Source organism: Bradyrhizobium sp. URHA0013 (genome assembly GCF_000518345.1).
GTDB lineage: Bacteria > Pseudomonadota > Alphaproteobacteria > Rhizobiales > Xanthobacteraceae > Bradyrhizobium.
The window spans coordinates 116,148-136,089 of the sequence record NZ_KI912426.1 but is presented as its reverse complement, the minus strand read 5'-3'; the positions used below and the strand labels follow the sequence as shown (position 1 = coordinate 136,089).

The window sequence follows — 19,942 nt, the reverse complement described above, 5'->3', positions numbered from 1 at the left end:
GATTGGTCGCCAAGTTCGACTGATATAGCTATCGATGCCCGCGACGCCCCTCTACATCATTTGTTCGCCCCGCCCGCAGGTCGGCAAGACCCTGCTGGCGCGGCTTTTGAGCGAATTTTTGCTGCTCAAGAACGGCAACGTCGTGGCCTTCGACGTCAACCTGAAGGAGCCGTCGCTGCTCGACTATCTGCCGAAGATCACGGAGACCGCCGACGTGATCGACACCTATGGCAAGATGCAGCTGATGGATCGCGTCATCGTCGATGACGGGGTTGCCAAGGTGATCGACCTCGGCTTCCACGCCTTTGACGAGTTCTTCAAGATGACGGAGGAGATCGGCCTTTTGAAAGAGGCGGCGCGCCGCCACGTCGCGCCGATGATCCTGTTCGTCGCCGACACCGACCGCGTCTCGGCTCGCGCCCACGAGATGCTGCGCGAACAGATCCCGCGGATCAATCTGATCACGGTGGACAACGAGCACATCGTGCGCGGCGAGCTGCCGGAAGCGATGGCCGGCGGCCGGCTGCTGCGCCTGCCGGCGTTGCCCGGCTTCCTGAAGACCTATATCGGCCGCCTGAACTTCTCCTTCACCGGCTACCTGCGCCATGAGAAGGATGCTTCGACCGAGCTGCACCAGTGGACCCGGCGCAATTATCTCGCCTTCCGCGAGCTCGAGCTCAGCCTGATCCTGCAACGATCCTGAATATTTTACCCGGATAATATTGACGTCGAGCGGCCCTTCGGTTACTGGAGTTTACGTACCAGCGTTCCTCAGCAAGGCCCTTTCACCGTGACCATAGACCGGAAAGCAGCGATCGCTGCCTACAAGGACCGGAAGACCGTTGCGGGCATCTACGTCGTCCGCTGCACGGCCTCGGGCGAGGCTTGGGTCAGTCAAGCCCCGAACCTCGAGACCATCCAGAACCGCATCTGGTTCTCTCTGCGCCAGGGTAGCCACACCTGTCGTCGCCTCCAGGCTGCGTGGAACGCCCATGGCGAGACAGGCCTGACGTTTGGTGAATGTGAGCGTCTGGAGGATGAGGAGACTGCCTATGTCAGGAATGCGCTGCTCAAAGAGCGCATGCTGCATTGGCTGTCGGAGCTAAAGGCCGAGCCGATCTGAACGTCACCAGCGGCGCGGTTGCCGCTCAGTGCCCCTCGAACGTCATCAGCGTGCGCACCGGCACGTCCATCGCTCGGAGCTTGGCGGCGCCGCCGAGATCCGGCAGGTCGATGATGAAGCAGGCGGCGACCACATTGGCGCCGATCTGGCGCAGCAATTTCACCGCGCCTTCCGCGGTGCCGCCGGTGGCGATGAGGTCGTCGACCAGGATCACGCGCTCGCCGGGCTGGATGGCGTCGACATGCATCTCCATCTCGTCGATGCCGTATTCGAGAGAGTAAGCGATCCGCACGGTGGTGTGCGGCAGCTTGCCCTTTTTCCGGATCGGCACGAAGCCGGCCGAAACCTGGTGCGCCACCGCGCCGCCGATGATGAAGCCGCGCGCTTCCATGCCGGCGACCTTGTCGATCTTGTTGCCGGCCCAGGGATTGACGAGTTCGTCGACCGCGCGGCGGAACGCACGCGCATCCGCGAGCAGGGTGGTGATGTCGCGGAACAAGATCCCGGGTTTGGGGTAGTCCGGGATGGTGCGGACGCTCGCCTTCAGATCGTGGTCAAAAGTCATGGTGCCTCTCAATCAGCGCGCGCATCCAAACGGAACGCGTTCTCGACAATTCGTAAGCCCACCTCGCCGCTGAGCGACATCAGCGATTCCGGATGGAATTGCACACCGGCGACCGGCAGGGTCTTGTGCTCGAGCGCCATCGCGACGCCGTCCTCGGTGCTGGCGGTGACGGATAGCACCTCCGGCATGCTGTCGCGCTCGACATAGAGCGAGTGATAGCGGCCGATCACGATCTCGTTCGGCAGATTGCGCATCAGCCGCCCGCCGCGCACCTGCACCCGCGAGGGCCGGCCGTGGGCGGGATGCGTGAGCTGCCCGAGCTCGCCGCCGAAATACTCGCCGATCGCCTGGACGCCGAGGCAGACGCCGAACACCGGCAGCTTGTTCTCCAGTGCCGCGTCGATGGTCTTCTTGATGCCGAAATCCTCAGGCCTGCCGGGCCCGGGCGACAGCACGAGCAAATCCCACCGCTTCTGCTTGAGCATGTCGAGCGCATGCACATGGCGAACTACGGTGACATCGGCGCCGACCTGGCGAAAATAATCGGCCAGCATATGCACAAAGCTGTCGTCATGGTCGATCAGCAGTACCCGCTTGCCGCTTCCGGTGGCATCGGGCGCGAAGGCCGACAGCGGCTTTGGCGGATCGCCGCGCAGCGCCTGGAACAGGGCCGCGGCCTTGACCTGGCATTCGCGGTCCTCGGCGGCGGGATCGGAGTCGAACAAACAGGTGGCGCCGACGCGCACTTCCGCGAGGCCCTCCTTCATCCGGATGGTGCGGATGGTGAGGCCGGTGTTGATGCTGCCGTCGAAATTCACCGCTCCGATCGCGCCGGCATACCAGCGGCGCGGCGAGCGCTCGTGATCCTCGACGAACTGCATCGCCCAGAGTTTTGGTGCGCCGGTGACGGTGACGGCCCAGGCATGCGTGAGGAACGCATCGAGCGCATCGAAGCCGGGACGCAGCATGCCTTCGACATGGTCGACGGTGTGGAAGAGTTTTGAATAGGTCTCGATCTGCCGGCGCGCCAGCACCTTGATCGTGCCGGGGACGCAGACGCGTGCCTTGTCGTTGCGGTCGACGTCGGTGCACATGTTGAGCTCGAACTCGTCCTTCTCGGAGTTCAGGAGCTGGCGGATCTGCTCGGCATCGCCGATCGCATCGGTACCGCGCGCGATCGTCCCCGAGATCGGGCAGGTCTCGACCCGGCGTCCGTCCGAGCGCACGAACATTTCCGGAGAAGCCGAGACGAGAAATTCGCCCTCGCCGAGATTCATCAGCGCACCGTACGGCGACGGGTTGATGACGCAGAGCCGCTGGAACACTTCGGCAGGCGAGCGGTCGCAGGGCTCGGCGAAGAGCTGCCCCGGCACCGCCTCGAACAGATCACCACGCGCAAAGGCGGCGCGCGCGGTCTCGACTGTGGCCTGATATTCGCCGGGCGCGTGATCGGCAAAACCCTGGCGCGGTGTCTTGAGGTAGGGGCTCTCGGCGGTCTCATGCGGGAGGCCCGCGGTGGACTTGCCTTTCCACGCGAAATCGTAAGTGAGCACGACGCCGCGGCCGGTGGCGCGGTCATAGGCGAGCAGGCGGTCGGGGACGTAGAGCACGATGTCGCGCTGGTCGCTCTCGCGCGCCCGCTTCTGCACGAGATCCTCGATCTGGAACACGAGGTCGTAGGCGAAGGCGCCGAACAGGCCGAGCACCCCGTCGTCATTGGCGGAGAACGCGGCGACGAGATCGCGCACCAGCGACATCACGCTGGCGCGCCGCGTGCGCTGGTCTTCGTCGATCGGGGCTTCGCCGCGAATGATATGACCAGCAAGGCGCGTGGGCGTCGTCTCTGAGATCACGACGCAGGGTTCGCGCAAGACGTCAGCGAAGAAGGCGATCAGCACCTCCCCGCGCGCGTTCAGTGCTTCCAGCTTGAAATTGACGCCGGTGGTCTCGAGCTTGAGCGGCGGGTCGGAGAAGCCGAGGTCAAAACTCTCGTAGCGGCCGGGCACGGTCGTGCCCGACGACAGCACCACGCCGCGGCGGCGGTCGAGCAGGCTGACGAGATCGTCGAGCCGGTTGGCGCCGCCGGAGAACTGTTCCGCCACGCGCGTGATCGCAAGCCCTGCGCGGGTCACGTAGTCGCTTCGAGCCGGAAGGGCAAAGACGGTCCTGTTCATGGGGTCCTCTTACGAAACTTGTCGAGGGAACGCCACACAGGACAAACGATCAGGCCGCCGCACTGCGTGGGCGACCTCAGACGATTTTGGGAGAATAAATCGCACCGGCCACCTCTTAGGAGGTGCGCCACCAAAGACGGGATGGGCGGACGGCGGTGCTCATGGGCGGATACTCACCATGGCGCGGTGACGGCGTCAAGGGTGGCTGGGGTTGGCTCGACCGCAAAATGGCGCAAATCGCAACGAGGGTTATGCCGGTCTTGCAGGCTGTTGCGCCCCACGGCCGCGTCTGCGGCATGACGCTCGATTTCGTCTCGCATGACCCTGAGCACGAGCTCGCCACCAGATCCGATGACCTTGGCGCGGTCGCCCAAGGTTTCGATCAAAACGCTGGTCTCTCCTGTGACCGCACACCAAATGGCTCGATCGTCGCTCACGCTCAAGGCCGTGATCGCCGCGGTGGGACCCAGACTTAACTTCCGCAACAGCAGGTCGATCGCTTCGGCCGCAAAGTTTTGCTCGGCAATTCTCAAGAAATTCTGGATCGTGTCAGTCCCCACAGTCGACAGCCGCGCGCCCACTATCGTAGGGGGCGTCGCAAGTTGATAAAGTCGTCCACCAGCCTCATCAAAGACGCATAGCCGCGAGCCCTTGTTGGTCCTTACGCCGAACGCCGTGCATTGCTGCCCCTCCACATCGGTGTCGAATCCTGGAAGCACCATAACCTTGAGCTCTGGGTCAGGCCTTACCGCCCCGCAGGCCGCCGCGACCGTGATCTGCAAATCGTCAGTCATCTGGAAGCTGATGTGGCGAACGCTTTGCCAGATCCGCCGGTGGGACCGATGTGGGTTAAGCTGCGCAAGCCGCTCGATTTCAGAAGAATACTGCTCCTGCGCGAGGGCGCGCAATTCGGGCCAGCTTGCGATCCATCGGGCCGCGAGTGGTGTCATTGGTTGCTCTCGTTCTACCGCATAGAAGCGCTTATCAAGCGCGCTGAGCGCCGCGGCGCGGTTTTCGAATCCGGTCTGCAGCGCAGCCTCGCCGGGATGTGCCTCTACCCAGGCGATCATCTCCTGCAAGATCTGGTGGTGCGAGCTCGCTCCCATCGCCTCCAATCCAGCGAGTGCATCGCCGGACGTCGTTGGGAGCATCGCGAGCCCTGTGTTGCCGATGAACTGGCTGTGACCGCCGTTGCAGACCTGAGCGAGATAGTAGTCGGCATGATAGGCCTGTATGGCCACGGCCGGGAGCTCACCTCTCGTGTAGACGCCGACGTGCTGAATTTGGCTGACATAATCGACCACAGCGCCCGTTAGATAACCGGCCTTCTCGGGGTCCCGAGCCGCTTCCAGCGCTTTGCTCGGCACCACAATCTTGGTCAAGCGGCCATCCACAATCATCGTGCTCTCCAGCAGTCGCATGGTGGAAACCCCTGCGATTGCACTATGATTGCGGTGATTGATTTTCAATCGTGGCGCGGCAGTAGTGCTGATCGCGGTCCGTCGGCGACCAGCCTACCCCAGATGCTTCCTAAAAAACTCCGTCGCCCTGCCCCAGGCGAGCTCGGCGGCTTCGCGGTCGTGGACGGCCTGGCGTTGCTCGTTGACGAAGGCGTGCTCGGCGTCATAGCGGAACAGCTCCAGCGACTTGCCGGCGGCCTTCATGGCGTTTTCGAAGCCGTTGACCAGTTCCGGCGTGCACCAATCGTCCTTGTTGGCGAAATGGGCCTGGAGCGGGATCTTGACGTCGGCGGGCTTGGCGGCCTGCTCCGGCGGAATGCCGTAGAACACGACGCCGGCCGCGAGCTCCGGCACATGCACCGCGCCGATGATGGTGACGGCACCGCCGAGGCAGAAGCCTGTCAGCCCGACCTTGGCGCCGTTGCGCGACAGATATTGCGTGGCACCGCGCACGGTCTGCGTGGTGGCGTCCATGAAATCGAGCGAGTTCATTTCTTTGCCGGCGGCGTCGGTGTCGTGATACGGCACCACCTTGCCCTTGTAGAGATCGGGCGCCAGCGCATCGAAACCGGCCAGCGCGAAGCGATCGCATAGGCCCTTGATTTGGTCCGACAGCCCCCACCATTCCTGGATGACCACCACGCCCGGCGCGTTGCCGCGCGCGGCATTGGCGAGATAGCCCGATGCGTCCTTGCCGTCCGGGCGCTTGAAGGTGATGGCGGTTCCCATGGTGTCCTCCGACGAGTTTCTGGGGAAGCGATTGCTGGTATTTTGGCGGCTGCGCGGGCGATAGGCAATCGCGCCTGACAACACACTCTCGTGCCCAACAAAAAAGCCCCCTTACGGGGGCCTCTTCATTCTCGCCTCGGGCCGCTCAGTGCGAGTCGGCCCAGACCTTCTTCTTGGTGAAGTACATCAGGCCGGCGAAGATGATCAGGAAGATGAACACCTGGAAACCGAGGCGCTTGCGCGCTTCCATGTGCGGTTCGGCGGTCCACATCAGGAACGTGGTGACGTCCTTGGAATATTGCGCGATCGTGGTCGGCGAGCCGTCGTCGTAGGTGACCTGGCCATCGCTGAGCGGCTTCGGCATCTTGATGGCGTGGCCCGGGAAATACTTGTTGTAGTAGGACCCCTCCGGGATGGTCACGCCTTCGGGCGCCTTGTCCTCAAAGCCCTGGAGCAGCGCCGAGACGTAGTCCGGGCCCTGCTCCTGATACTGGGTGAAGAAGTCGACGATGAACATCGGGAAGCCGCGGCCGTAGGAGCGCGCCTTGGTGATCAGCGACAGATCCGGCGGCGCCGCGCCGCCGTTCGCCGCACGCGCGGCCTGCTCGTTCGGGAATGGCGAGGGGAAATAATCCGCCGGCCGGCCCGCGCGCTCGAACATGTCACCCGCGTCGTTCGGGCCGTCCTTGACCTTGTAGTCGGAGGCGAAGGCTGCCGCCTGCGCGACCGAATAGCCGGGACCACCAGCTTCCGCGAGGTTGCGGAAGGCGACGTAGGACAGGCCGTGGCAGTTGGCGCAGACTTCCTTGTAGACCTTCAGGCCGCGCTGGAGCGCACCGCGGTCGTACTTGCCGAACGGACCGGCGAACGACCATTTGTTGCCCGGCGGCTTGTCGCTGCCTTCGGAGGCACGCGCGCTGTCGGCTGAGCCCGCAAACAACGCGCCCGCCAGCGCAAGCACGATCGCACTCGACACCATCGGCGTCGACCTGCTCCCGGTTTTAGCCAGGACGGCATCCGAGATCGAGTTCGGCACCGGCCGCGGCTTCTCGATGCGCGAGAGCAGCGGCAGCACGATCAGGAAGTAGGCGAAGTAGCAGAACGTCAGGACCCGGCCGGCGATCACGTAGATACCTTCCGGCGGCTGCGCGCCGAGATAGCCGAGCAGGATGCAGACCGCGACGAAGATCCAGAAGAACTGCTTGGCCAGCGGACGGTACTTCGACGATTTGGTCTTGGCAGCATCAAGCCAGGGCAGGAAGCACAGGATGATGATCGCCGAGAACATCCCGATCACGCCCGCGAGCTTGTTCGGGATCGAACGCAGGATCGCGTAGAACGGCAGGTAATACCATTCCGGCACGATGTGCGGCGGCGTCACGCCCGGATTCGCCGGAATGTAATTGTCGGCGTCACCGAGGTAATTCGGCATGTAGAAGATGAACCAGGCGTAGAGCAGCATGAAGCAGGACACGCCAAACATGTCCTTGATGGTCGCATGCGGCGTGAACGGAACCGTGTCCTTCTCCGTCTTGGGCTCGACGCCATCAGGGTTGTTCTGGCCGGAGACATGCAGCGCCCAGACGTGGAGCACGACGACGCCCGCGATCAGGAACGGCAGCAGATAGTGCAGCGAGAAGAAGCGGTTCAGCGTCGGGTTGCCGACCGAATAGCCGCCCCACAAGAGCGTCACGATGCTCTCGCCGACATAGGGAATGGCGGAGAACAGATTGGTGATGACGGTGGCGCCCCAGAAGCTCATCTGGCCCCAGGGGAGCACGTAGCCCATGAAGCCCGTCGCCATCATCAGCAGGTAGATGATGACGCCGAGGATCCATAGCACCTCGCGCGGCTCCTTGTAGGAGCCGTAATAGAGGCCGCGCAGCATGTGGACATAGACGGCGACGAAGAACATCGAGGCGCCGACGGCATGCATGTTGCGCAGCAGCCAGCCGTAATTGACGTCACGGACCAGCAGCTCGACCGATTTGAAGGCGAGGTCGGCATGCGGCGTGTAGTGCATCGCCAGGATCACGCCGGTCAGGATCTGAATCCCCAGCATGAACGAGAGGATGGCGCCGAAGGTCCACCAATAGTTCAGGTTGCGCGGGGTGGGATAGACCACGAAGGAGGAGTGCATGAGGCCGAGGATCGGCAGACGTCGCTCGATCCATTGCAGGGCCGGATTGCTCGGCTGGTAGTCGGATGGTCCGCTCATGATGCGATCCTGAGGAAATAGTACGACGAGACGGCGCGAAGCTTCGGACGAGGGCCCGAGGCTCAGCCGATCTGGATTTTGGTGTCGGAAACGAACTGGTACGGCGGCACCGGCAGGTTCGCGGGCGCGGGCCCCTGGCGGATGCGGCCGGACGAATCGTACTGCGAACCATGGCAGGGGCAGAAGAACCCGTCGTAATTGCCTTCATGGGCGATCGGGATGCAGCCGAGATGGGTGCAGATGCCGATCACGACCAGCCACTGCTCGTGGCCGGACTTGACCCGGGCCTCGTCGGACTGCGGATCGGGCAGGCTCGCCACGTTGACGGCGCGCGCCTCGTCGATCTGCTTCTTGGTGCGGTGGCTGATATAGATCGGCTTGCCGCGCCAGAACACCTTGATGTCCTGCCCCTCGGCGACCGGGCTGAGATCGACCTCGATCGGCGCACCGGCGGCGATGGTCGACGCATCAGGATTCATTTGGGAAATGAAGGGCCAGAGCGCGGCTGCGCCCCCTACTGCTGCAGCTGCCCCCGTTGCAACGAATAAGAAATCACGGCGTGTCGGATGGTCCGCCGAAGACGCTGTCGTCACGATTCCAACCCTTTCTTCTTATGCAGCCGGCGGAACCGCTCCAGGAGCCCCCAAGGTCCCCAGAACAGGCTGCCGGCGCCCGCGGCCCCCCGCGGCGGCAGAACTTCACGTGCCCCCACCAAAACAAGGCGAAAACAGCAGTCCAGAATCGTTCTATTGGCACCCTTGCCGGGCGAGCGCAAGCCCGCTATCGGCGCGGGAGCGTGCAATGCACGAATTCCGCGGCCAGCGATGTTTTATTGAGACATTTCCGGCCCGCACCGAACCCGGCACAGCCCATGCAGATAGCGCTTTTCCAACCCGACATCCCCCAGAACACCGGCACGATTCTCAGGCTCTGCGCCTGTCTGGGCGTGGCCGCCCATATCATTGAACCGGCGGGCTTCCCCGTCTCCGACCGGCATTTCCGCCGGGCGGGAATGGACTACCTCGATCAGGTCAGCATCGTCAGGCACGACTCCTGGTCGAAATTCGAGCAATGGCGCGCGGCGCAGGGCGCCCGCCTGCTGCTGTTCACCACCAAAGGGGCGACCGACTACCGCGATTTCCGTTACCAGACGGCGGACATCCTGCTATTCGGGCGCGAGAGCGCCGGCGTCACCGAGGCGGTGGTCGAGGCGGCGGACGCGCGGCTGGTGATCCCGATCGCTCCGGGGCTGCGGTCGCTCAATGTCGCCATGACCGTGGCGATGGCCGCAGGCGAAGCACTGCGCCAGCTCCGGAACCCGCAAGTTTGAGATGTTGAGGAGAGACGGTTGAGTTACGCGGTCAAGGAAATCTTCCTGACACTGCAAGGCGAAGGCGCCCATGCCGGGCGCGCGTCGGTATTTTGCCGTTTTGCCGGCTGCAATCTCTGGAGCGGGCGCGAGGCGGACCGCAGCGAGGCCACCTGCAAATTCTGCGACACCGATTTCGTCGGCACCGACGGCACGCTCGGCGGGCGCTATGCTTCGGCTGCGGAACTCGCCGGCACCATCGCGGCGCAATGGACGGCCTCCACCGACAACCGTTACGTGGTGCTCACCGGCGGCGAGCCGCTGCTTCAGGTCGATGCCGCGCTGGTCGACGCGCTCCATGCACGCGGCTTCGAGATCGGGGTCGAGACCAACGGCACCATGGCCCCGCCCGAGGGGCTCGACTGGATCTGCGTCAGCCCGAAGGGTGGCGGCGATCTGGTGATCCGGCGCGGCCACGAGCTGAAGCTGGTCTATCCGCAGCCGCTCGCCATGCCGGAGGCCTTCGCGGATCTCGCCTTCGAGCGCTTCTCGCTGCAGCCGATGGACGGGCCCGAGGTCGCCCAAAACACCGCGGGCGCCATCGACTATTGCCTCAATCATCCGCAATGGCGGCTCAGCGTGCAGACGCATAAGTCGCTCGGTATCAGATAGGATTGGTTTTCCAACAGATGTGGGAATTGACGAAATCGTTTCGCTTCGAGGCGGCGCACTCATTGTCGGGAACGACGTTCGGCGCTGATAGCGAAGAGATCCACGGCCACTCCTTTCGCGCCGAGGTGACGCTGCGCGGCACGCCCGATCCCAAAACCGGCATGGTGGTCGATCTCGGCCTGGTCCAGCGCGCCATCGAGGACGTGCGCATGACGCTGGACCACAAGTACCTCAACAAGATCGAAGCGCTGGGCACGCCGACGCTGGAAAACCTCTCGCGCTTCGTCTGGGAGCGGCTAGCCCCTATCGGCAAGCTCACCCGCGTCAGCATCCACCGTGACAGTTGCAACGAGAGCTGCACCTATTACGGTCCGCAAGGGTTGAGAGAATGACATCCACATTGGACCCGAGCTTGATCGAAGACCGCAAGACCCGCGCACGCGCCTGGTTCGAAGCCCTACGCGATGACATCTGCGCGAGCTTCGAGCGGCTGGAGGACGATGCCCCGCAAAGCCTCTATCCGGGCGAGCCCGGCCGCTTCAAACGCACGCCGTGGCAGCGCACCGATCATACCGGCGCGGCCGGCGGCGGCGGCGTGATGTCGATGATGTCAGGCCGCCTGTTCGAGAAGGTCGGCGTGCACTGCTCCACCGTGCACGGCGAATTCGCGCCCGAGTTTCGCGCGCAGATTCCCGGTGCGGCGGACGACCCGAAATTCTGGGCCTCCGGCATCTCGCTGATCGCGCATCTGCGCAACCCGCACGTGCCGGCGGTGCACATGAACACGCGCTTCGTCGTCACCACCAAAGCCTGGTTCGGCGGCGGCGCCGATCTCACGCCGGTGCTCGACCGCCGGCGCATGCAGGACGATGCCGACAGCATCGCCTTCCACGCCGCAATGAAACAGGCCTGCACGCAGCCGAACGGCATCGCCGATTACGACAAGTACAAGAAGTGGTGCGACGAGTATTTCCACCTGCCGCATCGCAAAGAGGCGCGCGGCATCGGCGGCATCTTCTACGACTGGCATGACAGCGGCGACTGGGACGCCGACCTCGCCTTCACGCAAGATGTCGGCCGCGCCTTCCTGAAGATCTATCCCGACATCGTGCGGCGCAATTTCGCGACAAGCTGGACCGCGGAGGATCGCGAGGAGCAATTGATCCGGCGCGGCCGCTATGTCGAGTTCAACCTGCTCTACGACCGCGGCACGATCTTCGGTCTCAAGACCGGCGGCAATGTGGATTCGATCCTGTCGTCGCTGCCGCCGGAGGTGAAGTGGCCATGACGACGATGAAGCCCGCAATGAGGCCGCTGCCGCGCGCCATGCTGATCGACATGGACGACACCATCCTGTCGGCCTATGGCCGGCCCGAGATCGCCTGGAACGCGATCACAGCGGAGTTCGCGGAGGAGCTCGCGCCGCTGCCGCCGCAACTGGTCGCAAGCACCGTCCTGGCGTTCGCGAAAAACTTCTGGGCCAATGCGGACGCCTCCTGGCGGATGAAGCTCGCCGAGGCCCGCCATCTCACCGTCAAGGGCGGCTTCGCCGCGCTCGCGGCCGCCGGTCATCGCGCCCTGCCCGACGACCTCGCCATTCGTCTCGCCGACCGTTTCACCGCCTATCGCGAGGAGGAGATGTTCGTGTTCCCCGGCGCGCATGACGCCATCGATAGGCTCAAGGCGCTCGGCATCAAGCTCGCGCTGGTGACCAACGGCGCCGCCGACACCCAGCGCGCCAAGGTCGAGCGCTTCGAGCTGGCGCATCGCTTTCACCACATCCAGATCGAGGGCGAGCACGGCTTCGGCAAGCCCGAGGAGCGCGCCTATCTGCACGCGATGGACGCGCTCGGCGTCACCGCAAGAGACACATGGATGATCGGCGACAATCTGGAATGGGAAGTCGTGACGCCGCAGCGTCTCGGCATCTACGCGATCTGGATCGACGTGCATGGCGACGGCCTGCCCGAAGGCTCGGCGGTGAAGCCCGACCGCATCATCCGCTCGCTGACAGAACTGCTGCCGGGCTGACTGCAATCAGGGTGCGCAAACAAAACATTGAAAACAACCCCATGCACAGTAGACGGCCGCAGCAGAATCAAGGACTTGCGGTAAACGCAAACTGCGGATCTGACAAAATCATTTGCTCCGTCGGGCAAAACAGGCGCATGGTGTCATGGTCGCGACGCACGGGACGGAAGAGCCCTTGCGCCACCCATCGAACAGGCGCCATTGCCTCTCGTGATGGGATCGCTCCGGCCTAAAGCTCTCTGATCGATTTCAGCAGCCCGGCCGGCGCATGCGCGCTACCGCAACACATCCACTGACCAAGTAGCCCGTGATCGGCATGTCATGCCGGTTTGCTAGCTTCTCCGTCAATCAACCGAAAGGACCATCCATGGAACTAAAAGCCGGCGATATCGTCATGCTGAAATCAGGCGGGCAGCCGCTCACCGTCGCTGACGTGAAGGGCGACGACGTGATCTGTCTCTGGATGGGCGCAGAAGGCGATCTGTTTCGCGAGACGCTGCCGCTCGCGGTGCTCGATCGACTGGAAGAGCTCGACGACGAAGACGAGGATGATGACGAAGACGAGGAGTAAGCGCGGCTGAGGCCACGTCCTAGTTTGGTCGGAGCGCACAGCTCCGGCGCGCGTGATGTCCGCTTCTCCGCCAAAAAGGCGCGATAGCGGACATCGCTGCATGGCGCAGAACGGCCGACGAGGCGCTGTCCGGATTCATCTTCTTGTCAGAACCGAAAAGGCGGAGGCGACAATGGAGCAGGACATTCCGAAAGACGCAGCGCGCTCGCAACCGACGGCTCGCAGGCGTCTGGCAGGGAATTCAATCATGGGACAGCCGCCTGTCGGTCACCAAGGGACTGACGGCCGTTACACTTTGCTGGCCGAGTCCCTCGGCGGATACTTTCAGCATCTGAATTCCTGGAAGCAGAAGGCCATCCTCGGAACGCCCTGCCTGTAATTATCGTATCTCGCCTAAGTGGTGCAGCCAGCACTGTCACGGCAACTCCCATTTGTCCCGTCGGCCGTAGGCCGAGATCAGCTTGTGTAAGCCTGAAGGCCCGCGCCGATATTTAGCGATCGGCTACACGGTTCGATGGCTTCTTCGTATTGGCGGAGCTGCAGGTGCGCAACACAGAGGAGCCGCACCGTGATATTCTTCTGCAAGATGGCTAGATCTGTCCGATCGCCGTCGAACCGGTCGGACCATACGTCGTGCGCAGTCTGAAGATCAGTCAGCGATACGCTGATCCGCACCTGATCTCCGCTGCGCTTCACCGCGCCGCGCACCGCCCAGCGGGTGCCGATATCCGTTCCAAGCTGCTTCAGATCGATCGACTTATTCTTGTAGGTGCGGGCGGCCTCGCGTCCGATGACGAAAGTGGCGGGCGCTCGCGCAAGATCGGTCGTCAAATCTGTCGTGATGGCATCGGCAAGGTGATCCTGCTCTGGATCGTTGTTGAGGTTGGCGAAGGGCAACACGATGAGAGAGAGACGATGCGCGATCTCGGGCCTGACTATCGGCTGTCCGTGAAGCTCTCGAGCTTCCTGAACCGCGTCGGTACGGAGCGTCTTCCAAACATTCCAATAACCGACAAGGCCGCCGGCAATTGCACCGATGGCAGCAACCGACGCCAGCGTCCCGCCGACGAACTTCAGAGGGCCTCTGATGTGACGCACCCAGTTCTTGGACCGCCATTTGAAAGCTACTTTTTCGGAGAACTCCGGGACCAAAACCGCTGCCTCCGCGGCTGCGCGCGCAAGATTCGCCGGTTCTGCGAGGGCGCCTGATGTCACCGCAGTTTCGGGACATCGCTCGTCATCGTGGACAGCGCCCACGAAACGAAAGCCCTTTCGTGGAAATGTCTTGATAAGACGTTGTTGCACGCCTGAGTCGCCGATCGCGCGTCGGACCGCGTTCAATCGGGTCGTCAGCGCCGCGTCGGACACGATCCGACCATTCCAAATCGCGTTTATGAGATCATCCTTGCTGACGACGCGATCCCTGCTGCGGATCAAATAGCCGAGCAGATCAAGTACCTGTGGCGTCGTAGGCACGGCATCGGCCCCGCGCCGCAACTCGCGCCGGTCGGTATCCAGCACACAGTCCTCGAAGAAATAGCGCATGGCACCATTCCCCAGGCTTGCCCTCTACTTCCGAGAGCGCCGCAGCGATTGTCCGGCGAGGATAGGCCTTCGAACGGAAAAATGTAAGCCGAATATCAAGTGTGCCTTGCCCAGCGTCGCGGGATCGGCCGACGTCAGCCGCACGGAAACGCCCCCGCACCGCCTTGGACGCAAAGAATAAGCCGCCGGTGAGAAAAATGTAAGCCCCTCGTCAAGCGTGCCGGACCGAGCATTGGCACCTTAGCCCTCGGTGAGAAGCAAGCCAAAGGAGATTGCGATGAGCGCGATCTATGGCGCCGCATGGATGCGACGGCCCTTCGGATCAACGCAGCGCGTTGTCAGCCTCGTCCAGCAATTCTTGAGCACATGGCGGGAGCGCCGTAGACGCCGGCGTGCACAAGCGACCCTGCGCGGCCTCAGCGACAGGGAGCTCATGGACATCGGCACGACGCGCGGCGAGATCGATTACATCGCCTCGCACCGAGACATCGCGAGGCCGAATCGTTCGACAGAACGCGACGTCGGCGTTATTGCCCTGCTGCTCTGTGGCGCGCTTATCCTCGCTTTCGCTAGCGAGGCCAAAGCTCAATGCACCGCGCAGGACGTTCTGCGCAATCACCTGGACCTCAAGACTGCTCCTCCGGTGCAGCGATCGCAGACTCCCGTCAGTTCGGCCGCCGATGTTCGGCTGTGGAAGACGATTGCGATAGGGACATTCAGGGACATGCGCGCCCTTCGCAAGGCGATGAGTGCAATGGGCTGCGACGTCGGAAGCGCCGCTGCTGAAGTCCTTGCGCGGCCGGCTTTTACTCTGAGTGGCAAGAAAACGGACGTGCGGCTCGTCCCTGTCTCGGCCGCGGAGCTCGGCTTCAAGGGCGAGACAGCGTCGTTGACCGAAATCTATGCGCGCGCGCAACGGCTGGGTTTCGGACTTGCGCCCGCAGAAATCGCTCCGCAGCTGAGACTTCAGTACTTGGACCAGCCAATCGGTGAGTTTCTCATCATCGGGATGGAGCCGATCAGGACATGGGCGGGTGAACCGGTCATCCTGACGGTGGCCAATGGTGGAGCAGGCCTCATTCTCATCGGCCAGGGCACCCGCGAGAACGCCGAAATTCCAGTGAACTCCACCATTGTATTCGTGCGGCCAAGTACACCCGCCCCGGCGGAGACCGCGGCATTCAAGTAGCTCGGGTGATGCGTAAGTCCGCTTTACGCCGAGAAGCGGCATTTATGGATACTCGCCCTGGTCGCGTCGAGCCACGTTGAGAGTTTCAGCTTGGCGCTGTCGAAGGGATTGTCCGGCCTGCTCCTGCGGCTAGAGCTTGCGAGGCCAAGTTGGGTCTGGGCTTCCGGTTCAAACCATCCGGAACGTCAATCCAACGGGACGTTCAAACTGGTACCTTTGGTGATGATGCCGCCGCGGTTGCCAATCTCAATCGAGCCATAGCGCTGTTTGAAACAATCGGGCAGCGGCCGGTCGCCTTCCATGCTGAGCCAGAGCCGCAATAGATGACGCTTCTGGCCTGCATCGGGCCAATCGCGGAATCCGGTCCGGTCATGCAACAAGGCATGATTGTAAACGAACTGCATGTCACCCGGCTGAAGCCGCATGCCGAAATGCAGCCCGGGATCATTTGCGAGCGTGTCGAAGAGATCGAGCGCCTCGACGTGAGCCGGAGTCAGTCTCGGCGCATCGGGGAAGCGCTGCGCACTATCGATATACTGGCGCTGATAGAACCCGGTCAGGAACCCCGCATGCCAATTCAGCACCGGGATTTCAAGATATGGCTTTTCGTTCTCCGGCACCTCGCCTCGCCGGTCTGTCGCGATCGGATCAAACAAGAGGGTGGCAAGGTCGGGACGCCTGTCAAACATCTCGTTGTAGATTGTCGTCGTACTGACAAGGAGAGAATCCCCTCCCTCCATCGCCTCGCGAATGCATAACAATCCAACCACGTCGGACGAATCCGTGTGGAATGTCTGCCGTTCCGAGGTTTGATAAATGCGGGTGTTCGGATCCTTCGCATCGGCGCCGGTGTCACGGACGTGACCGAGAATGTGACCCGCTGCATTCTGAGACCGCGCCGATCCAAGATGCGCGCCCACCCCACAAAATATCGTCGCGGCGAGCTCCTGGTTATATTTTGCCACCGGCAGGCCGCGGATCACTTCGAAGCCAAGGCCAGCCAGGAGCGTTGTCTTAAGCTCTTCCAGATGCGCGCCGAAGCGGGGAAGCGGAAAGCTTTCCTTCGTGATCTCGGCAATTCTTTTGTTTTTGCCCAGATACGTTTCAGCCGCGCCCTCAAGTTCCGCGATCTCGCCGGCCGCAAGCGATATCAACCATCGATCGGGATTGGCTTTCATCTCAGCGCCCCGCCAGGCAGACGGGATATCGACCTTCCCTGGAGGGCGATGGATCCCGCCGGGCACTGAGACCACATTCATAGTGTTGGCTCCTGAAAGATCGGACGTCAGACATGCGGGCGGACGATCGACGATATTGTGCCGACCGCTTGTTTGCAACTTGACTGAGGCGCAGCCCTGAGCCGAGTGCATTGTCGCCGCGAGGAGGTCCGTTCCAGGCAGTCGCGTGTTAGGTGAGCCGCTTCCGCCAAAATGATTACAACACGGCCGCTCGTTCGACCGATCCAAGCTCGGGAAAAAACGGAAACAGCCGGAACGTTCGAGAAGCTGATTGAGTTGAAAGTCATGCGCCTTGCGCTTCGGTCAAGGCCGCACCAAGCGGCCCGATCAAGCTCCTGGAAGAGGCGAAAACTGCTCTCCGGCGTGCCTTCTGCAGCACGGCCGCGCGAGGATCGCGATGTACACGACGGCGATATATGATGAGCTGAGGCAGATCGAGCGCGACGTGGTCGAAGGAGAACGCCGGCTCGCGGAGCAGGAGGCGCTGATCATTGAAATGAAGCGCCAGAACGAGGACACAGCCAAAGCGGAAGGCGAGCTCGAACGGATGCGCATGGAGCAGCGACGTCGCGATCAGGATCGGCAACGTCTGCTCTCACGGCTGCAGCCTTGAAACAGTTCTGCCCAACGAGGCTGATCCGCCGAAGGCGTCGCGTTTCTGAGACGCGAGACCAGGCGCGCTCGGCGAGAATCGGCCAGGGGTTTACGCCCTTTGTATCGCCGGATCGATGTCCGAAGGCCGGTAAGCCATGGAATTGCCAAGCACGCAAACCAGAGAGTCCCACCTTCTTCGCTGTTCCATGTAGGATTCGCAGGAATGCGGAAGATCGTCGGTGACACTGATGCCAGCTTGCCGGAGCCGCCGTCGTGCATTGTCGAACCGGACCCGCCAGACTTGCCGATCTCCATCGTGGGCTTCAGCCGACGCTTTCTCGTGCAGGAAAACATTATTAAGGGTCGAAAGGAGTAGCAGCGCGGAGGACCATAATTGGGTGACTGCGCCGGATTGCTTGAGCCAATCGGCGTCCTTCGGCAACGCACTTCTGATCAGCGAGACGGCATCGAGGACGATGAGTGACGACCGGGAGACGGAGTAGAACGGTTCAGGGAAGCGGAAGTAGAACAGAACGGGATAGAAGTGGTGCGCTTCTTTGGTGTCTGTAACCTCTGCGGCCAACTCGGACAAATTGTTGTAACCCGCACTCAGCTGGTTATTTGCGAACAGATGCGCGAGCAGGTCCGCGGCATCGCCGGTCTCACCGCAAAGCGCTTGAATCTTGAGGCAAAGCGTGTTCCTGCTCCTGAGCGCGCCGTAGATCTGCATCAGGTAAGTGATAGTAAGCGATATGACTGAGGTCCCGATCACCGAATTCAGAAGAAACAGCAGTTTCGCTCCGGCGCTTTGCGGACCAAAATTGCTGCCGCCTACGATCGAGAGGCTGCTTCCGGCGACGTAAAGCGCGGTCACGAAGTCGGTTGGGGTTTCCTGATTGCTGTTGGTAATGCTGGTCCCGAGCTGTGGGTGCACGATCAGTGCAGCCCCGATCGCGAGCAGACTAGACCAGGTCAGCAGCAAGGCGACCACGATCAACGGGCCGCAGAATGAAAGCAAATGATTGCCATTGCCGGCCGACGAAAGCCGGCGCAGTGCAAGCCAGACCAGTCTAGCCAGGCGGTCGCTGGTGATTCCGGTGCCGGCGCGTGCGTAGAGAACCGTGAGGAATACGTCGGCAAGGACCAGGGCCATCAGCAGCGTGCCGGCTATAGGCTCAACCCAATGGGCCATCTGTCCTCCTCGTCCTGAGCCGCCTCCCGAGCCGTGTGCTTACTGCCGGCTCGGCTCGCGACTTGACCCGACGGTGTTCGCGTCGCCGGGCATGAACTTGAACAGCGTGAAGTTCTTGTCCGTCCAGGCCATGTGGAACCAGGGTGAATCCTGGATATGAGACGCGGTGATATAGATTGCGCCATCAGGACCTTGCGAGAAGGTGTCCGGCCAGCGCAGGCGCGAATCCGTCAACAGCTGTCGCACGGTCCCATCGCTGGGGTTGAGGACCTTGACGGCATTGTTAGCGATCGAGCTCAGATAGATTTCGTCATGTTCGCCGGTCCAGAGCCCATCGACGGGCTCCGTCGTTGCTACTGTTTCCGGGCGAGCGTGAGCCGCCGCGTCCGCACTCTGGATACTGGACGTGGCGATCCGGTACAGAGTCTTTCCGGTCAGGGCCTGCCAATAGAGAGTGTTGCCGTCCTTCGAGAGCGCCAGACTATCGGCATTGAACAAGGGCTGCCGTCCGTCCGGGCGCCGCAAGGGCTGGCCATCTGTCATCACGGTGACGCTCGGATCGAATTGGGTCGAAGGATCATCGCTCAGCACACGCCAAGCCTGCCCGGACTCGATGTTGAGGACAACCAGGCCGCCGGGCGAACCGGAATCGGTCAGATAGGCGAATTTTCCGTCGGGGGCGATACGGATGTCGTTGAGATAGCTGGCCGGACCAGCGACGTCGGGCCCGATCGGAAAGGTCCGCTTCACAGTATTCGACTTCAGATCGACTTCGACGATCTTTGGTCCACCCTTCACGGTCTTCTCGGCATTGGGAGCCGCGGGATCGACGACCCAAAGCGATCCGCGCCGGTCCGCAACAACACTTTGAACGCAAACGAAGTGATCCTTGGGCGATACCTCGGACATTCGCGCGTTGCGCCAGCCGTTCCATTCCTCGCTGGGATATGGCTTGGTCGATCCGTCCGGCATGAGTTCGGCCACCGAAACCGGCGTATCCTCCCTCCAGCGCGGGAAGTTCACGAAGATGCGGCCGTCCGGAGCGACCGTAACGCCGGTCACCTGATGCTCAAACGTTGCGACCGATTGCAGCCGGCTGTCGCGACTTTCGACAAGAGGCGCGACAAGCCGCTGGGCCTTGGACTTGATATCCTCTGTTGCGGATTGCGCATGAACCGCGGACGAAATGGATAGCACAATTGCTACGCAGGAGCTGAACGCGATTGCACGCATGAGAGGCCCTTTCCAAAAAGTTTAGGGCCCAATCCGGCTTTCCTTCGATCGTTCCTAGCGACTCCACGTCTGCCAACGCGCGTTTGACGGCTGGTTCCA

20 protein-coding genes are annotated in these 19,942 nt (G+C 62.4%); 10 read left to right on the top strand and 10 right to left on the bottom strand.

The genetic code is table 11. The features are described 5' to 3' along the window. Positions 1–34: 34 nt before the first annotated feature. Both N551_RS0121230 and N551_RS0121225 read left to right on the top strand, forming a co-directional pair. The gene (locus N551_RS0121230; protein ID WP_027568581.1) at positions 35–703 is read left to right on the top strand and encodes a hypothetical protein; all 669 of its coding nucleotides are present in this window, start codon (positions 35–37) and stop codon (positions 701–703) included. An 87-nt stretch (positions 704–790) separates the two neighbouring features. Beyond that, positions 791–1,123 carry a GIY-YIG nuclease family protein gene (locus N551_RS0121225; RefSeq protein ID WP_027568580.1) on the top strand — a complete coding sequence of 111 codons (333 nt, stop codon included), beginning with the start codon at positions 791–793 and terminating at the stop codon, positions 1,121–1,123. Positions 1,124–1,148: 25 nt separating this feature from the next. On the opposite strand, the gene N551_RS0121220 is transcribed toward N551_RS0121225, so the two are convergent. From N551_RS0121220 to petA, 6 genes are all read right to left on the bottom strand, one after another. Then, entirely contained in the window at positions 1,149–1,688 is a 540-nt protein-coding gene (locus N551_RS0121220; RefSeq protein ID WP_007595035.1) for an adenine phosphoribosyltransferase, read from the bottom strand. A gap of 8 nt (positions 1,689–1,696) precedes the next feature. After that, positions 1,697–3,862, bottom strand: a complete 2,166-nt coding sequence (locus N551_RS0121215) for an anthranilate synthase component I (RefSeq protein ID WP_027568579.1) — start codon at positions 3,860–3,862, stop codon at positions 1,697–1,699. Positions 3,863–4,035: 173 nt separating this feature from the next. Continuing rightward, a complete protein-coding gene (locus tag N551_RS36145; protein ID WP_245287837.1) occupies positions 4,036–5,283 on the bottom strand; it encodes a DUF4375 domain-containing protein in 1,248 nt (415 codons plus the stop codon). Positions 5,284–5,376: 93 nt separating this feature from the next. Then, positions 5,377–6,051 (bottom strand): dienelactone hydrolase family protein, encoded by a 675-nt coding sequence (locus tag N551_RS0121205; RefSeq protein ID WP_027568578.1) that lies wholly within the window; start codon positions 6,049–6,051, stop codon positions 5,377–5,379. A gap of 145 nt (positions 6,052–6,196) precedes the next feature. Beyond that, positions 6,197–8,269 (bottom strand): cytochrome b/c1, encoded by a 2,073-nt coding sequence (gene fbcH / locus N551_RS0121200; protein WP_027568577.1) that lies wholly within the window; start codon positions 8,267–8,269, stop codon positions 6,197–6,199. Between the two features lie 62 nt (positions 8,270–8,331). After that, positions 8,332–8,862: a ubiquinol-cytochrome c reductase iron-sulfur subunit gene (petA, locus tag N551_RS0121195; protein ID WP_026232845.1), complete on the bottom strand. Its 531-nt coding sequence runs from the start codon at positions 8,860–8,862 to the stop codon at positions 8,332–8,334. A 278-nt stretch (positions 8,863–9,140) separates the two neighbouring features. Between petA and N551_RS0121190 the strand changes: the two genes are divergently transcribed. The 6 genes from N551_RS0121190 to N551_RS0121165 all read left to right on the top strand — a co-directional run bounded on the left by N551_RS0121190 (position 9,141) and on the right by N551_RS0121165 (position 12,852). After that, positions 9,141–9,599: a tRNA (cytidine(34)-2'-O)-methyltransferase gene (locus tag N551_RS0121190; RefSeq protein WP_027568576.1), complete on the top strand. Its 459-nt coding sequence runs from the start codon at positions 9,141–9,143 to the stop codon at positions 9,597–9,599. Between the two features lie 18 nt (positions 9,600–9,617). Next, positions 9,618–10,250, top strand: coding sequence for a 7-carboxy-7-deazaguanine synthase (gene queE, locus N551_RS0121185; RefSeq protein WP_027568575.1), 633 nt, complete (start codon positions 9,618–9,620; stop codon positions 10,248–10,250). Positions 10,251–10,267: 17 nt separating this feature from the next. Further along, positions 10,268–10,642 carry a 6-carboxytetrahydropterin synthase gene (locus N551_RS0121180; protein WP_027568574.1) on the top strand — a complete coding sequence of 125 codons (375 nt, stop codon included), beginning with the start codon at positions 10,268–10,270 and terminating at the stop codon, positions 10,640–10,642. Then, complete coding sequence (hemF, locus tag N551_RS0121175) at positions 10,639–11,538, top strand: oxygen-dependent coproporphyrinogen oxidase (RefSeq protein ID WP_027568573.1); 900 nt, start codon at positions 10,639–10,641, stop codon at positions 11,536–11,538. Before N551_RS0121180 ends, hemF begins: the two co-directional genes overlap by 4 nt. After that, positions 11,535–12,281, top strand: a complete 747-nt coding sequence (locus N551_RS0121170; RefSeq protein ID WP_035961721.1) for an HAD family hydrolase — start codon at positions 11,535–11,537, stop codon at positions 12,279–12,281. Before hemF ends, N551_RS0121170 begins: the two co-directional genes overlap by 4 nt. Positions 12,282–12,648: 367 nt before the next feature. Beyond that, positions 12,649–12,852 carry a YodC family protein gene (locus tag N551_RS0121165; protein ID WP_027516401.1) on the top strand — a complete coding sequence of 68 codons (204 nt, stop codon included), beginning with the start codon at positions 12,649–12,651 and terminating at the stop codon, positions 12,850–12,852. Between the two features lie 456 nt (positions 12,853–13,308). Here N551_RS0121165 and N551_RS36140 read toward each other — a convergent pair whose 3' ends face one another. Next, a complete protein-coding gene (locus N551_RS36140) occupies positions 13,309–14,397 on the bottom strand; it encodes a winged helix-turn-helix domain-containing protein (RefSeq protein WP_051462886.1) in 1,089 nt (362 codons plus the stop codon). Between the two features lie 277 nt (positions 14,398–14,674). Here N551_RS36140 and N551_RS36135 point away from each other — a divergent pair, with 277 nt between their 5' ends. After that, entirely contained in the window at positions 14,675–15,586 is a 912-nt protein-coding gene (locus N551_RS36135) for a DUF1127 domain-containing protein (protein ID WP_081747929.1), read from the top strand. Positions 15,587–15,771: 185 nt separating this feature from the next. On the opposite strand, the gene N551_RS0121145 is transcribed toward N551_RS36135, so the two are convergent. Then, positions 15,772–16,845, bottom strand: a complete 1,074-nt coding sequence (locus N551_RS0121145) for a TauD/TfdA family dioxygenase (RefSeq protein WP_027568570.1) — start codon at positions 16,843–16,845, stop codon at positions 15,772–15,774. Positions 16,846–17,221: 376 nt separating this feature from the next. On the opposite strand from N551_RS0121145, the gene N551_RS0121140 reads away from it, so the two are divergent. Then, positions 17,222–17,437 carry a hypothetical protein gene (locus N551_RS0121140; protein WP_007595064.1) on the top strand — a complete coding sequence of 72 codons (216 nt, stop codon included), beginning with the start codon at positions 17,222–17,224 and terminating at the stop codon, positions 17,435–17,437. 90 nt (positions 17,438–17,527) lie between these two features. Here the strand turns inward: N551_RS0121140 and N551_RS0121135 are convergent, their stop codons facing one another. Next, complete coding sequence (locus N551_RS0121135; RefSeq protein ID WP_027568569.1) at positions 17,528–18,610, bottom strand: hypothetical protein; 1,083 nt, start codon at positions 18,608–18,610, stop codon at positions 17,528–17,530. Positions 18,611–18,649: 39 nt separating this feature from the next. Further along, positions 18,650–19,672, bottom strand: coding sequence for a major royal jelly family protein (locus N551_RS36130; protein WP_245287835.1), 1,023 nt, complete (start codon positions 19,670–19,672; stop codon positions 18,650–18,652). Positions 19,673–19,942: the final 270 nt, after the last annotated feature.